Source organism: Paenibacillus yonginensis (assembly GCF_001685395.1).
Classification (GTDB): Bacteria; Bacillota; Bacilli; order Paenibacillales; family Paenibacillaceae; genus Fontibacillus; species Fontibacillus yonginensis.
Map to the genome: position 1 here is coordinate 4,370,549 of NZ_CP014167.1, position 20,189 is coordinate 4,390,737.

The following is a 20,189-nucleotide window of genomic DNA, read 5'->3' on the forward strand; positions in this document are numbered from 1 at the left end:
ACTCAAGTATAGAAACGGATGATTGTTTCTGCGACTTCCTGCATTGAACAAAAAGGTGGAACATATTGATTTTGAATTATCCTTTAACCGAGCCGGCGGTGATGCCTTCGACAATATATTTTTGCAGGAACAGGAAGAAGATAATGACCGGCGCAATGCCGATGGCAAGACCCGGAAGGGCCAGGTTCCACTGCTTCGTATATTGCCCAAAAAACTTCGTGATCCCGATCGGGATCGTCGTCAGGTCGTTGTTGCCGCCGATCAGCAGGACCGGAAGCAGATAGTCGTTCCAGATCCAAAGCGTGTTCAAAATAATGTTGGTCACGATGATTGGCGTCAGCAGCGGGAACACGATTTTCCAGAATACCCCGTAAGGGGAGCATCCGTCAACCACCGCGGCTTCTTCGATTTCTAAAGGCACCGATTTGATAAACCCGTGGAACAGGAACATCGAAAGCGCCAGACCGAAGCCGAGATAACAGATGATAATGCCGTACAGGTGCCCCCGAATCTCCAGCAGGGACGTAATCCGCACCAGCTGGAGCATAACGGATTGAAATGGAATGATCATGGACGAAATCAGTACGGTGAACAAAATTTTATTAAAAACGGTAGGCCGCCGCACAAGGCGGTAAGCCGTCATGGAGCTGATGATAACGATGCCGATGACGCTGCAGATCGTAATAATAAACGAGTTCCGGAACACCAGCGGGAAGTTGATGGCGTCCCAGACCTTCGAGTAATTGTCCCAGAGGAACTGCTTTGGCCAGGAGGCCGCGTCGATCAGAATTTCGCCTAAATTCTTGAATGAATTCACAAGCACAAAATAAAACGGCGACAGGAACAAAAGCGCCAGCAGGATCGCCGCAATTTCCAGGATCAGGGTCGAAACTTTGTAGCGTTCGCGGGTTTCCATCAGGCTTCGACCTCCTTGCTTTTCGTAATCCAGACCTGAACAACCGTAATGATGGATACCGCGAAGAAAAAGATCATCGCTTTGGCCGTGCCCAGCCCGTAACGGTTATTGTTCAGCGCTTCGGCGTAAACGTTGAAAGCCAGCGACTGGGTGGAGGTACCCGGCCCGCCTTTCGTAAGCGACAGGTTAAGGTCGAACATTTTGAACGCGTTGGAGGTGGTCAGGAACAAACAAATCGTGATCGCCGGCATGATCAGCGGCAAAATGATTTTGCGGAGCAGCTGCCAGTAGCTGGCGCCGTCGATGCGGGCCGCTTCGAGCAGATCCTTCGGCATGCCGGCCAAAGCCGCGATATAAATGACCATCATATAACCGGCCGTCTGCCAGATAAAGACGATGCAGATGCCCCAGAAGGCCGTCGCAGGGGTGCCGAGCCAAGGCAGGTTAAACAGAGGAATATGCGTCAGATCGCCGATCGCGCCAAACCCCTTGGTGAAAATAAACTGCCAGATGAAGCCGAGCAGGATGCCGCCGATAACGTTTGGCAGGAAAAAGACCGTCCGCAGGGCGTTCTTCGCCTTGAGCGGTTTGGTCAGCAGCAGCGCCAGCAGGAAGGCCAGCACATTTGCGCCGATGACCGTAGCCAGCGTGAAACGTAGCGTAAACCCGAAGGAATGCCAGAAGTTCGGATCATCCGTAAAAATTCGTGTCAAGTTGTGCATGCCCGTCCATTTGGCTTTATCAAGATCCAGACCGTCCCAGTCTGTAAAGGAGTAATAGAAGCCGAGCAGAAACGGAATAAAAACGATGGCCAGGAAAAACAGCACGCCCGGCCCTACAAAAACCAGCTGCTGCATCCATTCGCTGCGTTGTTTGCGTGTCATAAACCTTCTCCCCTTTCGTATTGTGAGTATACTTGCTGAAGCGGGAGACCGAACACCGACTATGATGACGGAGAGGGTGGATTATATTGACATGGCGTTTATAATGACTTATACAATAAAATCGTAATTGAAAGCGTTTTAGGAAAGTCGTGAAAATGGGGGACAGGGACCGATGATCCGCAACAGCATCCGCAAAAAGCTGCTTATTTTACTGCTCGCCGCCACCATGATTCCCATCTGTTCATCCATCGTGATTTCTTACTACTACACGCGGCATTCCGTGACGGAGACCGCTATCGAGCAGAACTCCAGCCGGATCGAGCTCGGGAAGCTGAACGCGCTGAATTATTTTAATACACTCAACCAGCTTTCAGTGTCCATCTACAGCGGCATCAATGTAGCCGACTCGCTGTACACCTATCTGGAGAATACGCGCAAAACCCCGGTGAGCACCTCGGAAGCGGTGGCGACCAGCTACGACCCGGTTTATATGCACTTGTTCAACCTTTACCAGACGGATAAAGATATTTACCAGATGCATTTCTATATCGCAAACGGCAGCCAGTCGAATTTGTGGGTGAACGGCTATTTCCGCCGCGAATATAACCCCGGATACCGGATGCCGAAAAATCAGGACGGCGAATATAAAGCTTTTATCCAGCCGACGCATATCAACAACCAATACGGGCTCAAGGACGCCCTGCCTCTCTCCAAAATCGCCGAAGTCCCGGTATTTACGCTGAACAGGCCGATGTATCTGGCCCCTACGGTCGCCGTGCTTGGTTATCTTTCGATCGATGTAAGGCTGGATGGCTTGAACCAGATCTTCGATAATCTTTATAGCCCGGAGCGCCATGAACAGTTGTACCTGCTGGATCAGGACGGGCGGTTCCTCTATTCTTCGCAGGCGGAGGATTACGGCACGGTGATGCAGGAGGGCTGGGAGAAGAAGCTGAAGGCAACGGAGGGAAGCGGGCACTTCGAGTGGAGGGACGGCAGCTTTTCGGGAATTATTTTCTACGATCATCTGGATACGGGTTACATGAACACAGTCGTGGTGAAAAAGATCCCGTTTACCGATCTCTACCACAGCGCCAACGAATTGACGGGCATCAATTCCGGCATTGCCGCGGCTTCGCTCATTGTGGCGATGATCGGCACGGTGCTGATTTCGCTGCAGATCACCCGCCCTCTTAAGCAGCTGCTTCTATACGTCAAGAAAGTACAGAAAGGCAACCTGCTCGTGCCGATGAATGTGGCCAGCAGCGACGAGATCGGTATTCTGGCCCGAAGAATGGAAACGATGATGGAGACGATCGACGAGCTGATCCTGCGCGAATACAAACTCGAGCTGGCGAACAAAACCAACCAGCTTAAAGCGCTGCAGGCCCAGATCAACCCGCATTTCCTTTATAATGCGATGCAGCTGATCGGCACCCAGGCGCTGCATTCCGGTTCAACCAACACGTACCGGCTCGTGGGCAACCTGGCCAAGATGATGCGCTACAGCATGAACAACGAGGAGACGGAGGTTCCGCTGCGCCGCGAGATTGAGCATGTGAAGGCTTATTTGGAGCTGCAGCGGGAACGCTTTGAGGGTGAACTGGAATACAGCCTGGACTTCGAGGAGGCCACGCTGCGGATTACCGTGCCGAAGATGCTGCTCCAGCCGCTGGTAGAGAACTATTTCAAACACGGTTACGACGGCCGGATCGGCAAAGGCGACATCTCGCTGAGGGGTTATGTGGAAGGCGAAGGAAAGCGGCTTGTCCTGCAGATCGACGATAACGGAACCGGCATGGAGCCGGAAGCTCTGAAGCGGCTGGTCCAAAGGATCGAATCCATGGATCAGGGAACGACGGTGCAGGGCCAAGAGCGTCAAACGGAAGAGAAGGCCCATAGCGAGCTGGAGCTGCTGTCAGCGGGCGGTGAAAGCAGGAGCAGCGGCGAAGGCGGCATTGGATGGCTGAATGTTGTATCCCGGCTGAGGCTGCAATACGGAAACGGCGTGGCAATTCGTCTGGAGAACCGGCCTAGCTCCGGGCTGTCGATCCGGATCATGATCCCACTGCAGGGTGAGAAGGAGGACTTAGGATGAAAGCATTGATCGTAGATGATGAGAAACATGTGCGCGAAGCCATCAGAATGCTTGTTCCCTGGCAGAATTGGAACATCGACACCCTGCTGGAGGCGACGGATGGCCAAATGGCGATCGAGCTGATCGAGAAGGAGCGCCCTGGGCTGATTTTTACCGACATGATGATGCCGGTCAGAAACGGGGTTGACCTGCTCCGCTGGATGCATGACAACAACGTGGCCGGGAAGACGATCGTCATCAGCGGTTATGACGACTTTGAGCTGACGAGAAACACGATCCGCTACGGCGGGCTGGATTATATCCTGAAGCCCATCGAACCGGAGGAGCTGATCCGCGCGGTCGATTCTGCGGTTGCCCAGTGGCGGCGCGAGGAGGAAGGACGGCAGGCCGCGGTGAAGCGGGGCATGGAGCTGAACCAGCTTAAGCCAGTCTATCTGGACAAGGCCTTCTCGCAGCTGATCGAAGGAACGGAGCTGCACGGGGCCGCGGCTGGCCTGGAGGCCGAAACGGGCCTTCCGCCGGGCAAACCGCCGGTCAGGCTGGCCCTGCTGACGCTGGAAGGCCTTCATCCGGCCAATCTGCGTTCTTTTTCCGCCAATGAAGATCTGTTTTATTTTGCTGTGCTGAATATTTGCAACGAGATTCTCGGGAAGGAGAAAAGCGGGTACGCCTTTTCCTACTGGAACGGCCGTCGGGAGGTCGTCATGGTGCTGTGGAGCCGCCTTGGGCAGGCCCATGAAGTGATGCGTCATGTGCAGGAATGCTGTCTGCGCACACTGCGGACTTCTTTCCACATCGGCCTTGGGCAGGTGCACCTATTCCCGGATGGGCTGCGGCAGGCCTATGCCGAATCGAAGAAGATCCTGCAGCAGCGGAACCTGCTGGAGAACGATTCATGGGTCCATGCGATTGAGGACGGCCGGCCAGGAAGCGTCGTCCCGAAAGGCGGGCCTCATTTGTCCGATTACGAAAGCCGGATTCGTCTGGCGGTCTTCAGCGGGCAGCCGGCCGAAATCCGGCGCACTGTGCACGAATGGACAGCGGCCGCCGCGGCAGCAGGCCGGATCACGCCGCACCAGCTGCAAATCTGGGGCAGCGAATATGCGGTGCTGCGTCTGCAGTGGGCCAAGGATTGGCTGAGCGAAGAAGAGCTCCCGGCCGAGCTTCAGCAGCCCGGCGATGCTTTTGAGGTGAAGGTGGAGCCGGACGGACTTTTTTCGCTGGGAAGCTGGGAGGAGCGGCTGTCAGGGGAGCTTGCCGAATTCGCGAAAACGCTGCATGCCCTGAAGCAGCAAAACGGCAGCGTCATTCATCAGATCCGCAAATACGTGGAGGATCACTACCGGAAGGAAATTTCCCTCCAGGATATTGCGAATCAGTTTTTTCTAAGCCGGGAGTACATTTCCCGCAAATTCAAGCAGGAGCTGGGCGAAAATCTGTCCGACTACATCGGCCGGATCCGTATGGAACACGCGAAGAAGCTGCTGGGCAACCCGAGCTTGAAAATCGTCCAGATCGCGGACAGAGTCGGCTACCCGGATGAAAAATATTTCAGCAAGGTGTTCAAGAAGCATACCGGACAGACCCCAAACGAGTATCGGAAGCAGCAGAGCGAAGCCGGGGGCTGCTGAACCAGATGTCGACGCATGCCTGATTGGACTGCGGCGTGGGCTCAACTATCCCTCTTCATAAAGGCAAAATCTCTAAAAATGAAAACAGATGAAAATTTTCTGGGTTTTATGCTTTGTTTTATATAGACAAGGTTCGACACTAATTTTAGAATTCAATTATAAAAGATGGGCCAATGTCCAAGTTATCCCAGTCTTTTTAATATTTTATTTATAGGCAGGAATGGGGTTTTAGTATGAAAGGGAAAATGGGCATTCGGGTTAAATTGGTCCTGTTTATGGTCGTGGTAGTGCTTTTGGGAACAGGGGTCATTGGTTATTACGCCGTATCCACTGCGCAGAAGGATATTCTTTCAACGGCCCACCAGAAGCTGCTGGGCGATTTGAATACGGGGAGAATGCTGATCGACAAGCTGTACCCGGGGGATTGGTCCGTTAAAGACGGCAAACTTTACAAGGGCGAGCAGGCCATCGATGAAACGTTAACGCTGCTGGATGATTTCGGCAAGGAGACGGGGGATACGGTTACGCTGTTCCTGGGGGATACCCGCGTGGCCACCAATGTAGTGCAGCAGGACGGCTCGAAAGCAGTCGGCACAAAGGTCTCTGACAAAGTAGCAGACATTACGCTGAAGCAAGGGCAGACTTATGTGGGAGAGGCCATGGTGGTCGGGCAATCCAACCAGGCGGCTTACGAACCGATTAAAGATGCGTCCGGCAAAGTGATTGGCATCTGGTATGTTGGTGTTCCGGCAAATCCGTATCAGGATACGGTTGACCGTTTTGGCGAACGGCTGATTTTATTTGGTCTGATTGAACTGGTGCTTGCGGTGGTGCTCATCTGGCTGCTGATTGTTCAAAGCCTTAAGCCGCTGGTTTCCATAACCAAGGTTGCAGAAGAGGTGGCGGCAGGCAATCTTCGTGTTCAGCTTAAGGAGTACCGCTCAAGGGACGAGATCGGCCGTTTGACTTCGGCGATTTCCGGCATGGTACTCAGCCTTAAGAACACCGTTACGGAGCTGAATGAGAATATTTTTGCATCGGCTGATCAGGTGGCAAAGGCTTCCGATGGCATGGCCAAGGCGCTCGAAGAAATGACGCAGTCCTATCAGGCCGTGGCGAGCAGCAACCGGCAAATGACGAAGGAAGCAGGCACCGGGCATGAGACGGCGCTGATTTCCTCTCAGGTGCTGGAGGAGCTGTCCGATTTGATCCGGAAAGCGAACGAACAGGCCGCCGAAGGGCAAAGCGACTCCGTGCGGACCAAGGAAATGGCTGAGAGAGGACGGGAGACCGTACTGCAGACCTTGTCTCTGATGGAGTCCATTCAAGGACGCTCCAACGAAACGGGCGGCCTGATCGGACGGCTTGAGGAGCATTCCCGGAAAATCTCCGACATTACAGTCACCCTTTCGGAGATTGCAGCCTCCACGAATTTGCTGGCCTTAAACGCTTCGATCGAAGCGGCGCGTGCCGGAGAGTCCGGACGCGGTTTTGCAGTAGTAGCCGGGGAGGTCCGCAAGCTGGCCGAGCAGTCTGACCGGGAAGCTGCGGAAGTAGCAGGACTGATCCAGGTGATTACCGCAGACATTCGTGAAGCGGTCTTATCCAATGAACGCAGCCGGGAGGAAATTGTCCGCGGTACGATTGCCGCGCGTGAAGCCGGTGATGCCTTGCAGGACATTTGGCTGGCAGCGACGGGAACGGCAGATAATATGAACGGGATCATGCAGATGACCACGGAGGAAGTAGCCGGATCTGACAGTATGATTATGCTGAACCAAACCGTAACGGGCATTATGAAGGACACGCTGGATCTTTCCGAGGAGGTTGCGGCCAGCACGCAGACTATGGCTGAGGAGATCGAACATCTGGCCTCCGCCTCTGAGGAACTGAATGCAATGGCCGAGGAGCTGAAATCGAACCTGGGCAAGATTAAGGTTTAGGTTCGGACAAGATATAGAAGTGAGATGGAAGTGAATAATTGATAAAGAAGCGGTCTCAGCAGGTCCTGATTGGACCTGAGAGCCGCTTCTTTTTTAACACCACTTGGCTCAAAATCCGCGCTTGATCACGGTGAAACACTCCGCCGTAGGGCCTTGTACTTGTAGCCGTATAGCCCTATTGCTCGTTGCCTTGCTGCTTTATTGCTCGTTACCCTATGTTAAACCAGCCATCCGTTTGTCTCGGCAATATTGATCGCTTCGATCCGGTTTTTGGCCCCGAGCTTTTGCATGATTTTCGATACGTAGTTCCGTACCGTCCCCCGAGACAAATACAGCTTGCTCGCAATGTCATGAATGGCAAGTCCGTCTGCGACCAATCTCAATACGGCCTGTTCACGCTCAGTCAAAGGGTTCACCGCTACGGCTTCCCACAAGCTGAGTGACAGCTCCGTGCTGACAACCCGCTCTCCCTGATGAATTGTTCGCAGGGCGGCGCTAAGCTCATCGACAGGGGAGTCCTTAAGCAGGTATCCCTTCACGCCGGCTTTCAGAGCCCTTTGGAAGTAACCGGTGCGGGAGAAAGTGGTCAGGATGACCACTCTGCAGGGATGGCCTTCTTCCTTCAGCCGTTCGGCAACGTCGAGCCCGGTAAGCTTCGGCATTTCAATATCCAGCAGACAAATATCAGGATTCAGTTCCCGGACCAGCTTTAAGGCTTCTTCTCCATTTTCGGCTTGAGCCACGACCTCGATGTCTTCCTCCATATCCAGCAGCAGCTTCAATGCGCCGCGCAGCATACCTTGATCCTCAGCAATTATAACTTTCATTGGACGCCTTCTCCTGTACTTAAATTCCGGGCTATTTTGGGGACAGTCAGTCGGACACGAGTTCCCTTTCCAATCACGGCTGTAAGCTCCAAGCTTCCATTAATCAGAGCTATACGTTCTTTCATGTTGCTCAGCCCTGCTCCATGAGTCCAAATGCCTTCTTGCTCCAGCCCTATGCCATTATCCGAAATAGTCATAGTAAAAGCATGGGGTTCCTGCACAAGCCCAATCTCGCAGCGGGCAGCCTTGCTGTGTTTGACGATGTTGGTCACCGACTCGCGCAGGCACATGCCCAGCACGTTCTGGACGAAGGGCTCGAGGTCCAGATCACCGGGTTCTCCGAGTTCTCCGTTATCACCGCTGTCTCCGCCTGAATGTTCCACCTTCAGTTCAATTCCGGCGGCAAGCAAAATCTGTTTGGCATGGCCTATTTCACCGGCTATGGTGACCGAAGTCATGTCGGACACAAGCTCCCGGACTTGTTTAAGGGCCGCCCTGGCAGCCCAATGGATATCTTTTGCTTCCTGTACGGCTTTGCCGGGCTGCTTGTTAATCAGCTTCTCCACGAGTTCGCTCTTCAAGGCAATCAGGGATAACGTATGGCCAAGCGTATCATGGAGATTTCGGGAAATTCGCTGCCGCTCCTCCTGCTTGCTGAGCCGCGCGATCTCCTCATTCGCCAGGTGTAATTGTCCCTTCAATTCCTGGGAGCGCACGCCTCCCCGAATGCCAGTCGGAACGATAACGGCCACGATCATGGCCGGTATCAGATTCAGCAGATCGCTTTCAGTAAGGAAAGAAGAGGCGTAGATAAAGTAACCGGCCAGAAGAACCGCCAATAGGACCATGTGGAAACGGAACGTCTTCGGATTTGGCAGGAATGCGATAACGGGCGTGACGAAGAAGACGAGATACAAGTAAGATGGCTGCCATAACAGGGTGAAATAAGCGATGATGATCAGTTCGGCGAACAGATAATAGACCATCCTTGCGGGGTCCCACCAGCTCAGCAGATAAGCGGCGACGAAAAGTGCCAACACGGTGAAGCCCAGGCCCTTTTCCAACGCATGACGGGACAAAATATCGGTTACGGGGAAGGCCAGGTAAACTAGCCATATCACCGGAAAGAGGTACTTCCTTTTCTTTGAGAAAAAAAACCACGTCAGATCGCATCCTGTCTTTTGTTCAGATAGGAAGATAATACCACAAACAAGGCTGCGTAGACGGCCAAAGTCAGCAGGCTTGAGCCAGAGACGCCGTGGCCTGCGGCCAGACCCCAGGCCCCGCTGCCAAAACGGTAAGAGGGCATAAGCTCCATGATTCGCTGAAGAACGGGGGACATCGCCTGCTTAGGGAACCATAACCCGCCAAGAATGGAAATGCCCATGTAAACCAACTGGGAGACCACCTGTACCGCATCGGTGTTTCGCAACTGACCAAGCAGGGTGCCCAGTGCCATAAAGGGGAGTGCTCCGGCCCAGATCCACAAACCGCAGAACAGCCACTGCTCCCAGCTCATGACAACGCCTTTAAACAGGCTGCCGAGCAGAAACATGAAGAGGATAATTCCGGCGTTGATGACGGAGGTCGAAACCATTTTTGAAGCCACATAGACGGAAGAAGACAGGGGCGTAATTCGGAGCAGCCTATTGTATCCGGAGGCTCTTTCCGCTGCCAGCCGGCTGCTAAGGCTAGTAATGCTGGAGCCGAGCACGCCGTATACGGTCATCGACATCAGATAATAAGCCTTCCACTCGATTCCGCCAATCTGCATGGCATCCCCAACAACGCTGGTGAAGATGAAATAGAAGAGTGCCGGCATGAGCAAGGCAAAGATTACAAATCTTCTGTTCCGCAGTGTCCGCAAAATTTCAGCCCGGCATTGGGCAGTCATAGCTCTAGACAACATGGCGCTTCTCCTTTGTGCCTGTTTTATTCGTTTCACTTGCTCTATCTGTGCTCCCGCTTCCCTGAACCAGATTACGGAACGCTTCCTCCAGCCCTCCAGTCTGGATTTCGATGTCCCGGACGTCAAGATTCATGTGGACTATGGTAAAAATAACCCGGTCCGTATCCAGGCTGGTCAACTTGACCCTTCGGCCGTTCCAGACCGCTTCCTGTACACCGGGCAGCTGCTCCAGCTGCCGGGGCTGAAGCTCTGGCCCTGCGGTGAAGTGAATCGACTTCCGACCAGCAGCCTGCTTCATTTCAGCCGGTGATCCATCGGCGATCAGCCGACCTTCATTGACCACAAGAATCCGGTCGGCCAGCTGGTCCGCTTCCTCCAGATAGTGAGTGGTCAGCATAATCGTTTTGCCCTGGTCCTGAATGGTCCGGACAGTGTCCCAGAACATCTGCCGTGACATGACGTCCATCCCGGCTGTCGGCTCGTCAAGGAACAGTACTTCCGGATCGCCGGCCAAAGCCAGGGCAAAAGCCATCCGGCGTTTTTGACCGCCTGAGAGGGAGATGGCCATCTTGTTTTGGACCTCATCAAGGCCTGCGATACGAAGCAGCCGCCCCAAGTCCATCGGATGGCTGTAATAGTGACGGAACAGGTCCACCGCTTCCCGGACCTTTAGTCCGGGCACCATCTCTGAGTCTTGCAGCATTGCACCGATTTTGCCGCGCACTTTGGCATCCCTAGGGCTGCCGCCCAGCAGTTTGACCTTCCCTCGGGTAGGCTGCTGAAGTCCCAGCAGCATCGAAATGGTGGTGGACTTGCCTGCCCCGTTTGGACCAAGCAAAGCCACCAGGCTGCCCGGCTCAACGGAGAAGGACAGGTGATCAACGGCGCATTTGCCGTTTGGATATTGTTTGGTCAAATCGTCGAGGACGATAACCGGTTTGGCATTCATTTATGATTTCACCCCGTCATCAAATTGGATGTCTTAAGACTACCTGAACGGGAGAAATCGAAACAGGCCGATTTGTCATGAAACCGGGGTGACATTTGTCATGCGGACTTGGACCGCGGCCATACAAAAAGCCGCCGAAAGGCGGCCCTGCTGTTCAGGCGGCCCTTCGGCGGCTTTGCTTTTTCAGAGAATAACGTACCCGTGCTTCTTAGAAATCGAAGTTGTCCGGATCCGGACCTACGCGGTGGTTCTGGTTCATGGCATCAATGGCAGCCATGTCTTCGGCGCTCAGCTCGAAGTCGAAGATCGAGGCATTCTCGATAATACGGTGTTCTTTGGTCGATTTAGGGATGGTTACGATCCCGTTTTGAATGTCCCAACGCAGGATAACCTGAGTGACGGACTTGCCGTATTTCGCGCCAATGGCCTTCAGCTCTTCGTTGTCCAGCAGCTGACCTTGCATCAGCGGGGACCAGGCTTCGATTTGGATGCCTTTCTGCTTGCAGTAGTCGCGCAGCTCTTTCTGAGTCAGGCGAGGGTGAAGCTCGATCTGATTGACGGCCGGCACAACCTCTGCATCGGCGAGCAAGTCTTCAAGATGATGAATTTGGAAGTTGCTGACGCCGATTACTTTGATTTTTCCCTGCTTGTACAAGGTCTCCATCGCTTTCCAGGCTGCTTTATATTTGCCTTCTTTAGGCCAGTGGATCAGGTAAAGGTCCAGATATTCCAAGCCCAGCTTGTTCAGGCTGACTTCGAAAGCGGCCAAAGTTTCCTCAAAGCCCAGATCGGCATTCCATACTTTGGAGGTCACGAAAAGGTCTTCTCTTTTCAGGCCGGCTGCTTCGAGCCCTTGGCGGATTCCGTTGCCTACGCCTTGCTCATTGCCGTAAATAGCTGCAGTATCAATGCTGCGGTAGCCGTTTTTAATGGCTGCAGCTACAGCTGCCTCCAGCTCCGCGCCTTCTTCCACCTGAAATACGCCAAGACCAAACCAAGGCATTTGAGTGCCGTTATTTAATTGTACTGTGCTTTGCAGATTCAAACTCATGATTCCTATTCCTCCTGAAATTTAATTGTATATATAAAATGAACGGATGCATGGCGTCCTTTACAGAGCAGCCATGGCTTCGTTCACTCCATAGCCTCCGTTAATCCTTTTGAAACCTGGGTGCCCCTTTTAGGGTTCCCTTTCTTCTCCAAAACGAGACTGATTGCTGTAAGAGCTGCCGCTGCGGCGACCATGATGGCCCCTACCCACGCGGTATGAACCAATCCCAGCGTATCGGTAATGATGCCCCCGAGGTAAGCCCCGAGCGCGATGCCTGCGTTGAAGGCTGCTATATTCAGTGCCGAAGCGACATCGACCGCTTTGGGCGCGATTTTTTCCGCCAGAAGAACCACATACAGCTGCAGCCCTGGAACGTTCATAAATGCCAGCAGGCCCATGAAGAAGATGGTGATCAATCCTACAGCTTGATAAGGTGCCGTAAAGGTCAGCACAAGCAGGATTATAGCCTGTAAAATAAACATGCCGAGCAAAGCCCGCAGCGGCTTGCGGTTGGCTGCTTTCCCTCCAATAACGTTGCCGATGGCAATGGCAATTCCGTAGAGCAGAAGGAGAAGGGCAACGGTGTTCTCCGCAAAACCTGTCACTTCATGCAGAAGCGGCGACAAATAGGTGAATACTACAAAGGTTCCGCCATAACCAAGCGCCGTTATCAGAAGGGCGAGGATGATCTTGCCGCTCTTAAACAGCTTAACCTGCTCGACCATCGGCGTTTCGGTCCCTTTCCGCAGTCCGGAGGGAACCAGAATCAGATTGCCTATAAAGGCCACGATGCCGACGGCTGCAATGGCGATAAAGGCGACTCTCCAGCCGAGCTGCTGTCCGATAAAGGTGCCGATCGGCACACCGGTAACGGTAGCTACCGTGAGTCCGGAGAACATCATCGAAATCGCGCTGGCTCTGCGGTTCTCAGGCACGAGGTCTGCAGCAATCGTCGAGCCGATCGACATGAACACCCCGTGCGAGAAAGCGGAAAGGACGCGGGCGACAAGCAGCAAAGCAATGCCCTGCGAGGCTGCCGCCAGGCTGTTCCCGGCAATAAAGACGACCATGATCGCCATCAGCAGCGTTTTCCGCGGCACGCTGGCCGTAAGCGAGGTCAGGATCGGGGCGCCAAAGGTCACCCCGAGGGCGTATAAAGTAACCGTGAGACCCGCAAAGGTCACGGAAATGTTCAAATCATCAGCAATCAACGGAAGCAGTCCTACGCTGATAAACTCCGTCGTTCCGATTGCAAAAGCACTTATCGCCAAGGCTAGCAGCGCCAAGGTGCTTCTCTGTTTATTAAGCTCCATGTTTTCTCTTGTTCACTCCTACCTTGTAGAAATCACCGGCCGGTAATGTTATTATGGGTGAGCGGGATTCATTTGAATAGTACGTACTTATTTGTGCTATAGGCACCAAAAAGTTATCTATATAAGTATTTATATATAAATGCAGAAGCTACAGTTTCTGCTGCCAGGAGGAATCGAATCGTTATGCCAGAAGTAGAGAAAACGCCAAGAACCAAGAAATACAACATTTCCGTTGAAGCTACGCTTGAGGTCATCGGAGGCAAGTGGAAATGCGTCATCCTTTGCCACCTGACGCACGGCCGCAAGCGGACCAGCGAGCTGAAGCGCCTCATGCCGGCCATCGCCCAGAAAATGCTGACCCAGCAGCTCAGAGAGCTTGAAGAAGACGGCATTATTAACCGGATCAGCTACAATGAAGTGCCGCCAAGAGTCGAATACGAGCTGAGCGAATACGGCTGGAGCCTGAAGCCGATTCTGGATTCGCTCTGCAATTGGGGCGAGCAGCATATCATCCGGGAGTACGGCGACAAATTCGCTGTGCTGGAGGATAATATTTTGAATCACTGATGCACAGGACTTACAATATTAGAGGTTAAAAAATCGGGAAAGCCAGCCCAAGAATGGATGCATTCTTCGGCTGGTTTTTTTCTTTTTCAAGTCCATCTTTGTATTGCCCAGATAGGCGCATTAAGATACCATAATAAAAAACAACATAACGTCATAATGTTTGGCGGGAGCACGACTCGAAAGCACCAAGCAAATCCGATTACAAAATAAAAATAACGGAGGTAGCAGAGGATGAAGCTGCGTTTTGAAGGGGAAACAAACGGTTTGTTGCCGGGAATCGGGATTTTAGCAGCGGAACTAGGCGTTGAGATCCGGGATGAGGGGGATACCCGAAATGCGGGAAATGACGGAAATGCCGGGATTCCGGGTATTCCAGTAGAGGTCTCGGTTTCCGTTAGCGGCGGTCTGGAGGTTGGATGGGACGGAAGTAAGGCCTATATTCGGTATGAGCTGAAGCACCAGTTTTTCCGCGGACTGGGTTTACTCGTACAGCATACACGGAAGGGGCAGCCGTTTCAGATCAAGGAAGAGCAGCAGTTCGAACTCACGGGGCCGATGTTTGATCTTTCGCGCAACGGGGTCCTCACGGTCGAAAGCTTTAAACGGATGCTGAACAAGCTCGCTTTAATGGGTTTGAATACGGTCATGCTGTACATGGAAGATACATATGAAATAGAAGGCGAGTCCTATTTTGGCTACATGAGGGGCCGCTATTCGCAGGCGGAGCTCAAGGAAATCGACGACTATGCCGACCAATTCGGCATTGAGGCGTTTCCGAGCATTCAGACGCTTGCCCATCTGGAGGAGTTCCTGAAATGGGAGGCGGCATCGCGGTATCGGGACACTAAAGGGGCGCTTCTGGTCGGGGAGGAAGCCACGCTGGATTTGATCCGGCGCATGATCGAATCGGCGACGGCGCCTTTCCGCAGCCGCAAAATCCATATTGGCATGGATGAGGCTGAGGAGCTGGGACGGGGCAAGTTTTTGGATAAGAATGGCTACGTCGGCCGTTTCGACATCATGACAGGCCATCTGGACAAGGTGCTGGAGATCGTCCGCGAACGCGGCCTCGAGCCGATGATGTGGAGCGACATGTTCCTGAAGCTCGCTTCGGCCAGCGGCGCCGATTATTACAATTCCGATACGACCATTCCCGAAGAGATGGCCAGCCGCATCCCGGAAGACGTCTCGATGGTTTATTGGGATTACGGACTGAAGGAAATGGAGGAATACGGGCAGCAGGTCGCCAAACACCGCCCGTTAGGCGCGAATCTGGCTTTCGCTGGCGCGGTATGGATCTTCAACACCTTCGGCGTGAATTACGGGCTGTCCCTGAACGCTTCGGACAACGCGCTGCAGGTGTGCAAGCAGGAGGGCATCCGCGAGGTTTATGCGACGATGTGGGGCGATGACGGGAATGAAGGCAGCCCCTTTGCGGCGCTCTTGGGCTTGCAGCTGTATGCCGAACATGCCTACTCGGCGGCGAAACCCGAATGGGAGCGTGTGGCGGAACGGGCCGCCTTCTGCACGGGCATCCAGGCGGACAGCTATTTGCTGCTGAAGGACCTCGATGAAACGCCGGGCTCCGAGCCGAATAACCGGGCGCAAAGCAATCCTTCGAAGTTTCTTCTCTACCAGGACGTGCTTCTCGGGTTATTCGACAAGCAGATCGAAGGACTGGAGCTCTCCGCCCATTATGCCGATTTGGAGCAGCGTATCCAATGGGCCCGAAAGAGCGGAGGCACTGGCACAGCCGAACTCCTGCGGATGCCGGAGAAGCTGTGCGCCGTGCTAAAGATCAAAAGCGAAATCGGCATCCGGCTCAAACAGGCCTATGACATTCAAGATCGCGCCGCATTGAACCGGGTGGCCCAAGAAGAGCTGCCGCTCATTGCCGCTGCGGTCCGCGAACTTCGCGATGCTCACCGCATTCAGTGGTTCAGCATGTTTAAGCCGTTCGGCTGGGAAGTGCTCGATATCCGCTACGGAGGCGTAGTAAACCGCCTGGATTCCGCGGCGCAAAGACTGCTGGATTACACAGAGGGGCGCATAGCCCGCATCGAAGAGCTGGAGCAGGAACGGCTGCTGTACAGCTCCAACAACCGTTTTAACCATAAAGGGATCGGCTGGTGCAGCTATTATTACCGGATGGCGTCGCCGAACGTCTTTTTCCACGTCTTGAATCCGCTATAACGTTCTGGAAATAGCATAGAGCAGACATGAATTGACTGCATTAGAAGGAGCGGCTGCACCGGCTGCCTAGTATTGGCTCGTCGGTGCGGTCTTCTTCCAGGGAATTATTATTCATTTTTGCGGTGTTTATTTCAGCCAGATCAGTAAGCGCTTCCATAAAAGCTAACCGCCTTGTCCTTAGGGCCTTTCTCCGAGTTCCTCTTCAAACCCAATCGACAAAATTCTTCATTTCCCCCTTGGTCTGACACCGGGTGTTAGGACGGGTGCACCGTTTGTGTTGTAGAATGTGAAAAACAAAAAACGGGGTGGTCGGATGTGGTTCAGAAATTCATTAAAAAGCAAGCTGTCGGTGCTGCTGATTGCGGCCATCGTTTTTCCGCTGCTGGCTACGGGCATAGTCTCTTACCGCATAGCTTCCAATCTGACGGAAAAAATCGAGAAGCAGTCCGGCATGAACACACTACAGCAAATTTCGGACAAGCTGGACTTCATCATCGGCGATGCGGAGAACATGTCGGTCTTTATCATTGGCCAGAAAAATATCCAATCCTACCTCGGCAGCGATAGGTCGGACATTTCGTTATATTCGCAGAACGTTGCCTTCCTGATGAATCTTGCTTCCTCCAAAACCTATATTTCGAACATCACGATTACCTCAAATAAGGGTTATCCGGCTTTGTCCAACACGACGATTGTCCGTTCCGGTTTGCCGGAGGTGATGCGGGCCAATGAAGGGAAATATAACCTGGCTGTCAAATGGTGGACCCCGCTGTACGAGAATCAGACGACGGACAACGGGCTCAAACAGGTATTTACGCTGGTCCGCCCGATCCGCAGCACGGACAAGTTCCAAAATTATGGAGAGCTGTCCATCAGCATTGATGCCCGGGAAGTGCAGCGTATGCTGGAGAACGCGGCCTGGAATGAAAGCGGGCATTTGTGGCTGATTAATGAGGAGAACCGGGTGATGGTCTCCCAGAAGGGGGAGGGGCTGAATCAGCTCCTGGGGGACAAGATTTCGCATCTGGGCACGCTGCCGGGTGCTGAAGGGGTTGAGAACGTCAAGCTGGGTGATGAGAGCAGCACCTTGCTCTACTACACGGTCCCGAGCTTGGGATGGAAGCTGGTTGGCGTTATTCCCACCCATATTTATACGGCTCAGAACCAGTATGTGCTTACGCTTACGGCTTGGGCTATCGGTATTTCAGCCCTGTTTGCAGGCCTGCTGGTGCTTTATTTCATTACCTGGGTAACTCGGCCGCTCATCAAGGTAGCGCGAAAGCTGAACAAGATCGATCCGGATGAGCCGATCCGTCCATTTGAAGTCAAAACTACAGATGAAATCGGCATGCTGCTGCGCAGCTATAACCGGCTCAGCGACCGTATCGAGCGACTCAAAAGCCAGCTGCAGCTAAATGCAGCCAAGAAAAAGGAAGCCGATATCCAGGCCCTGCAGGCCCAGATTAACCCGCATTTTCTGTACAATACGCTCTCTTCTATCCATTGGATCGCTTTAATGAACAAGCAGAAACCGATTGCCGAAATGGTCGGGGCGCTTACCGATTTCCTCAGGTTCAGCCTGAATGACGGGAAAGAGTTCTGCACAGTCGGTCAGGAGGTGGCGCATGCGCAGAACTATGTGCGCATTATGTCTAAACGATTTCAGGACAAATTCGAGGCAACCTTCTTCATTGATCCGTCGATCCAGGATCAGACTATGCTGAAGCTTCTCCTTCAGCCTTTGATCGAGAACAGCATTATGCACGGCATTCAAAAGCGGAGGGAGAAGGGGAGCATTCTTGTTCAGGGCGAGCTTCGGCCGGGAGCGATGACTTTCACGGTCGAGGACACCGGCATCGGTATGGAAGAAGCGAAGCTCAGAGAGATCAGACATGCGCTGCAGCTGGAGAAGGACAGTATAGAAAGCCAGGCTGAGCCGGACACGGCTTACGGTTTAGCCGAAACGGTGAAATCCGGTTACGGTCTGGGTAGTGTTCACCGCAGGCTGATACTGCACTATGGAAGCGAAACCGGACTCCAGATCGAAAGCGAGCCGGGTACCGGCACAAGAATAACCTTCACTATACCTTTACTGGAGGGATCGGCATGAATGTTTTGATCATAGATGACGAGGTGATTATCCGGACGGGGCTTTGTACGGTGATCGACTGGTCGGAGCTTGGCATGCACCTGCTTCCGCCCGCAGAATCCGCGGAGGAGGCGCTGGAGCGTCTTCTCACCGAGCGTCCGGACATCGTGCTCACCGATATCCGGATGGCCGGTATGGATGGTATTCAGCTGGCCAAGGAAATCAGGGAGAAGCTTCCGGATGCCGAGATTATCATCCTGACCGGCTATGACGATTTCGGGTTCGCCCAGCGGGCGCTGCGGCAGGGGGTAACCGACTATTTGCTGAAGACAAGCGATCCCGAGGAAATCATCAAATCCGTGATGAAAGCCAAACAGAATCTGCAGATGAAACGGGAACTGAAGAGGCAGGGGGATGTTCAGGCGGCTGCGCTCCGCAAGCAGCATTTCGAGGCATGGCTGACCGGAAACGCGGCGGGTAGCGGAGATCCGGACGGTCTGGTCTACAAGTCGGTAACGGAATGGCTGGAGCAGACCGGTGTCTTCCGGAAACTGCCGGACGGCCGTCCCCAGGCGATGCGCGTCCTGCTTGTAGGCGCATCCGGATGGGGACATGACCGCTTCTCCGGCTTAATGCTTGGAGCGGCGGAAAGCCAGCTGTCTGAGCTGCTATCCGGTATTACACTGCTCAGGAACAACATGATCATTGCCGTAGCCGGCGTGACGCCGGGATGGTCCGGGGAGCGGCAGCTGGGAAAGGTGATCAGCCGGGTCCGAGATACGCTGAGATGTGATATTTTTGCTGCAGCTGGAAATGAGGTCTACGCCGCCGGGGAGCTGCGCCGTTCTTATGAGGAGGCCCTGAAGGTTTACGAATACCGGGTCGTGTTCGGGGATAGAGGGCTGTTTGAGCTGAAGGACGTGGAAGACCGCCAGGGCGGAAGAACGGTCTGTTCAGAGAGGGAGGAAAGCGAACTGTCTTCCCTGCTGATGAACAACAACGGCAGCCAGCTCCACGATTGGACCACTGCAATCGTCAGGGAACGGCTGGAGGACCCCGAAACGACGCCGGCCGCTCTGCAGGCGTTCCTTCAATCCATTGTAATCGGGGCCCATCGCTGGCTGGACAGGGCGAAGGAGACAGCCTCGGCCGCGCAGTCGTCAACGGGGCAGGCGGGTGCCGGAGCGACGCCGGCCATTTCCTTTGAGCCGGGTGTTGTCCTTGAAGATGAGCTGTTCAAGCTGCTACTGTCGGTGATGAATGAGTTCCACCAGCTCGTCAGTGACGGCAGGTATTCTTACATACATCGGGCCATTGCCTATATCCGCAATCATCTCGGCGAGCATTTGACCCTGCAGCAGGTGGCGGGTTTCGTGCACCTCAACCCTAATCATTTCAGCGAGGTTTTCAAACGGGAAACCGGTCAGGGCTTCAGCGAGTTTGTGATCCGTGAGCGCATGCAGCGTGCGGCAAATATCCTGCTGACTACGCAGAAGAAGATCAGTGAAGTGGCAGGGGAAGTAGGTTACGAGGATATTAAATATTTCAGTCAGCAGTTTAAGAAAATGATGGGAAGTACCCCCACGGAATATCGACAGCTTTCCGGAGACGGCGTCTAGTTCTATGAAGTACCTGACATGTATATAACGTGTAATGGCCGCGATTTAGGACCGGACAAACCGGATTTGGCCTGATTCACGAACGATTAGCTGACATGAGTTTGATGAACCGAATTTTTTCCACCCTCCGACTGGAGATCATCTCCTTACCGCTCATCCTCCGCAATCTTATACTTTTAAACATAAATGGAACCAAAGGA

At 53.5% G+C, this 20,189-nt stretch carries 15 protein-coding genes; 7 read left to right on the forward strand and 8 right to left on the reverse strand.

Annotation, left to right across the window (positions count from 1 at the left end; translation table 11 throughout):
• Window positions 1-76: 76 nt before the first annotated feature.
• Complete coding sequence (locus AWM70_RS19900; protein ID WP_068699344.1) at window positions 77-916, reverse strand: carbohydrate ABC transporter permease; 840 nt, start codon at window positions 914-916, stop codon at window positions 77-79.
• The gene (locus tag AWM70_RS19905) at window positions 916-1,800 is read right to left on the reverse strand and encodes a carbohydrate ABC transporter permease (protein ID WP_068699346.1); all 885 of its coding nucleotides are present in this window, start codon (window positions 1,798-1,800) and stop codon (window positions 916-918) included. The genes AWM70_RS19900 and AWM70_RS19905 overlap by 1 nt, the downstream gene beginning before the upstream one ends.
• 172 nt (window positions 1,801-1,972) lie before the next feature.
• Here AWM70_RS19905 and AWM70_RS19910 point away from each other — a divergent pair, with 172 nt between their 5' ends.
• The 3 genes from AWM70_RS19910 (at window position 1,973) to AWM70_RS19920 (ending at window position 7,472) form a co-directional block, all read left to right on the forward strand.
• Window positions 1,973-3,898, forward strand: coding sequence for a cache domain-containing sensor histidine kinase (locus tag AWM70_RS19910; RefSeq protein WP_068699347.1), 1,926 nt, complete (start codon window positions 1,973-1,975; stop codon window positions 3,896-3,898).
• The gene (locus AWM70_RS19915; protein ID WP_068699349.1) at window positions 3,895-5,529 is read left to right on the forward strand and encodes a helix-turn-helix domain-containing protein; all 1,635 of its coding nucleotides are present in this window, start codon (window positions 3,895-3,897) and stop codon (window positions 5,527-5,529) included. Before AWM70_RS19910 ends, AWM70_RS19915 begins: the two co-directional genes overlap by 4 nt.
• A gap of 233 nt (window positions 5,530-5,762) precedes the next feature.
• A complete protein-coding gene (locus tag AWM70_RS19920) occupies window positions 5,763-7,472 on the forward strand; it encodes a methyl-accepting chemotaxis protein (protein WP_068699351.1) in 1,710 nt (569 codons plus the stop codon).
• A gap of 218 nt (window positions 7,473-7,690) precedes the next feature.
• Here the strand turns inward: AWM70_RS19920 and AWM70_RS19925 are convergent, their stop codons facing one another.
• The 6 genes from AWM70_RS19925 to AWM70_RS19950 form a co-directional block, all read right to left on the reverse strand.
• The gene (locus tag AWM70_RS19925; protein WP_068699353.1) at window positions 7,691-8,299 is read right to left on the reverse strand and encodes a response regulator transcription factor; all 609 of its coding nucleotides are present in this window, start codon (window positions 8,297-8,299) and stop codon (window positions 7,691-7,693) included.
• On the reverse strand, window positions 8,296-9,420 hold the full coding sequence (locus AWM70_RS19930) for a sensor histidine kinase (RefSeq protein WP_083180443.1): 1,125 nt from the start codon (window positions 9,418-9,420) through the stop codon (window positions 8,296-8,298). Before AWM70_RS19930 ends, AWM70_RS19925 begins: the two co-directional genes overlap by 4 nt.
• A 41-nt stretch (window positions 9,421-9,461) precedes the next feature.
• Window positions 9,462-10,208 (reverse strand): ABC transporter permease, encoded by a 747-nt coding sequence (locus tag AWM70_RS19935; RefSeq protein ID WP_068699357.1) that lies wholly within the window; start codon window positions 10,206-10,208, stop codon window positions 9,462-9,464.
• Window positions 10,198-11,157, reverse strand: a complete 960-nt coding sequence (locus AWM70_RS19940; protein WP_068699359.1) for an ABC transporter ATP-binding protein — start codon at window positions 11,155-11,157, stop codon at window positions 10,198-10,200. Before AWM70_RS19940 ends, AWM70_RS19935 begins: the two co-directional genes overlap by 11 nt.
• Window positions 11,158-11,365: 208 nt before the next feature.
• Window positions 11,366-12,208, reverse strand: a complete 843-nt coding sequence (locus tag AWM70_RS19945) for an aldo/keto reductase (protein WP_068699368.1) — start codon at window positions 12,206-12,208, stop codon at window positions 11,366-11,368.
• A gap of 83 nt (window positions 12,209-12,291) precedes the next feature.
• On the reverse strand, window positions 12,292-13,521 hold the full coding sequence (locus AWM70_RS19950; RefSeq protein ID WP_068699370.1) for an MFS transporter: 1,230 nt from the start codon (window positions 13,519-13,521) through the stop codon (window positions 12,292-12,294).
• 183 nt (window positions 13,522-13,704) lie between these two features.
• Between AWM70_RS19950 and AWM70_RS19955 the strand changes: the two genes are divergently transcribed.
• The 4 genes from AWM70_RS19955 (at window position 13,705) to AWM70_RS19970 (ending at window position 19,989) form a co-directional block, all read left to right on the forward strand.
• On the forward strand, window positions 13,705-14,088 hold the full coding sequence (locus AWM70_RS19955; protein WP_068699372.1) for a winged helix-turn-helix transcriptional regulator: 384 nt from the start codon (window positions 13,705-13,707) through the stop codon (window positions 14,086-14,088).
• 231 nt (window positions 14,089-14,319) lie between these two features.
• Entirely contained in the window at window positions 14,320-16,281 is a 1,962-nt protein-coding gene (locus AWM70_RS19960; RefSeq protein ID WP_068699374.1) for a beta-N-acetylhexosaminidase, read from the forward strand.
• A gap of 313 nt (window positions 16,282-16,594) precedes the next feature.
• A complete protein-coding gene (locus AWM70_RS19965; RefSeq protein WP_068699375.1) occupies window positions 16,595-18,391 on the forward strand; it encodes a cache domain-containing sensor histidine kinase in 1,797 nt (598 codons plus the stop codon).
• Window positions 18,388-19,989 (forward strand): response regulator, encoded by a 1,602-nt coding sequence (locus AWM70_RS19970; protein ID WP_068699378.1) that lies wholly within the window; start codon window positions 18,388-18,390, stop codon window positions 19,987-19,989. Before AWM70_RS19965 ends, AWM70_RS19970 begins: the two co-directional genes overlap by 4 nt.
• The last annotated feature ends 200 nt before the right edge of the window (window positions 19,990-20,189 follow it).

Excerpts from the sequence above, each read along its gene's own strand:
- AWM70_RS19945 (WP_068699368.1), bottom strand. The coding sequence starts at position 12,208 with ATGAGTTTGAATCTGCAAAGCACAGTACAATTAAATAACGGCACTCAA.
- AWM70_RS19940 (WP_068699359.1), bottom strand. The coding sequence starts at position 11,157 with ATGAATGCCAAACCGGTTATCGTCCTCGACGATTTGACCAAACAATAT.
- AWM70_RS19965 (WP_068699375.1), top strand. The coding sequence starts at position 16,595 with ATGTGGTTCAGAAATTCATTAAAAAGCAAGCTGTCGGTGCTGCTGATT.
- AWM70_RS19960 (WP_068699374.1), top strand. The coding sequence starts at position 14,320 with ATGAAGCTGCGTTTTGAAGGGGAAACAAACGGTTTGTTGCCGGGAATC.
- AWM70_RS19935 (WP_068699357.1), bottom strand. The coding sequence starts at position 10,208 with ATGTTGTCTAGAGCTATGACTGCCCAATGCCGGGCTGAAATTTTGCGG.
- AWM70_RS19910 (WP_068699347.1), top strand. The coding sequence starts at position 1,973 with ATGATCCGCAACAGCATCCGCAAAAAGCTGCTTATTTTACTGCTCGCC.
- AWM70_RS19905 (WP_068699346.1), bottom strand. The coding sequence starts at position 1,800 with ATGACACGCAAACAACGCAGCGAATGGATGCAGCAGCTGGTTTTTGTA.
- AWM70_RS19920 (WP_068699351.1), top strand. The coding sequence starts at position 5,763 with ATGAAAGGGAAAATGGGCATTCGGGTTAAATTGGTCCTGTTTATGGTC.
- AWM70_RS19970 (WP_068699378.1), top strand. The coding sequence starts at position 18,388 with ATGAATGTTTTGATCATAGATGACGAGGTGATTATCCGGACGGGGCTT.
- AWM70_RS19915 (WP_068699349.1), top strand. The coding sequence starts at position 3,895 with ATGAAAGCATTGATCGTAGATGATGAGAAACATGTGCGCGAAGCCATC.
- AWM70_RS19925 (WP_068699353.1), bottom strand. The coding sequence starts at position 8,299 with ATGAAAGTTATAATTGCTGAGGATCAAGGTATGCTGCGCGGCGCATTG.
- AWM70_RS19950 (WP_068699370.1), bottom strand. The coding sequence starts at position 13,521 with ATGGAGCTTAATAAACAGAGAAGCACCTTGGCGCTGCTAGCCTTGGCG.
- AWM70_RS19900 (WP_068699344.1), bottom strand. The coding sequence starts at position 916 with ATGGAAACCCGCGAACGCTACAAAGTTTCGACCCTGATCCTGGAAATT.
- AWM70_RS19955 (WP_068699372.1), top strand. The coding sequence starts at position 13,705 with ATGCCAGAAGTAGAGAAAACGCCAAGAACCAAGAAATACAACATTTCC.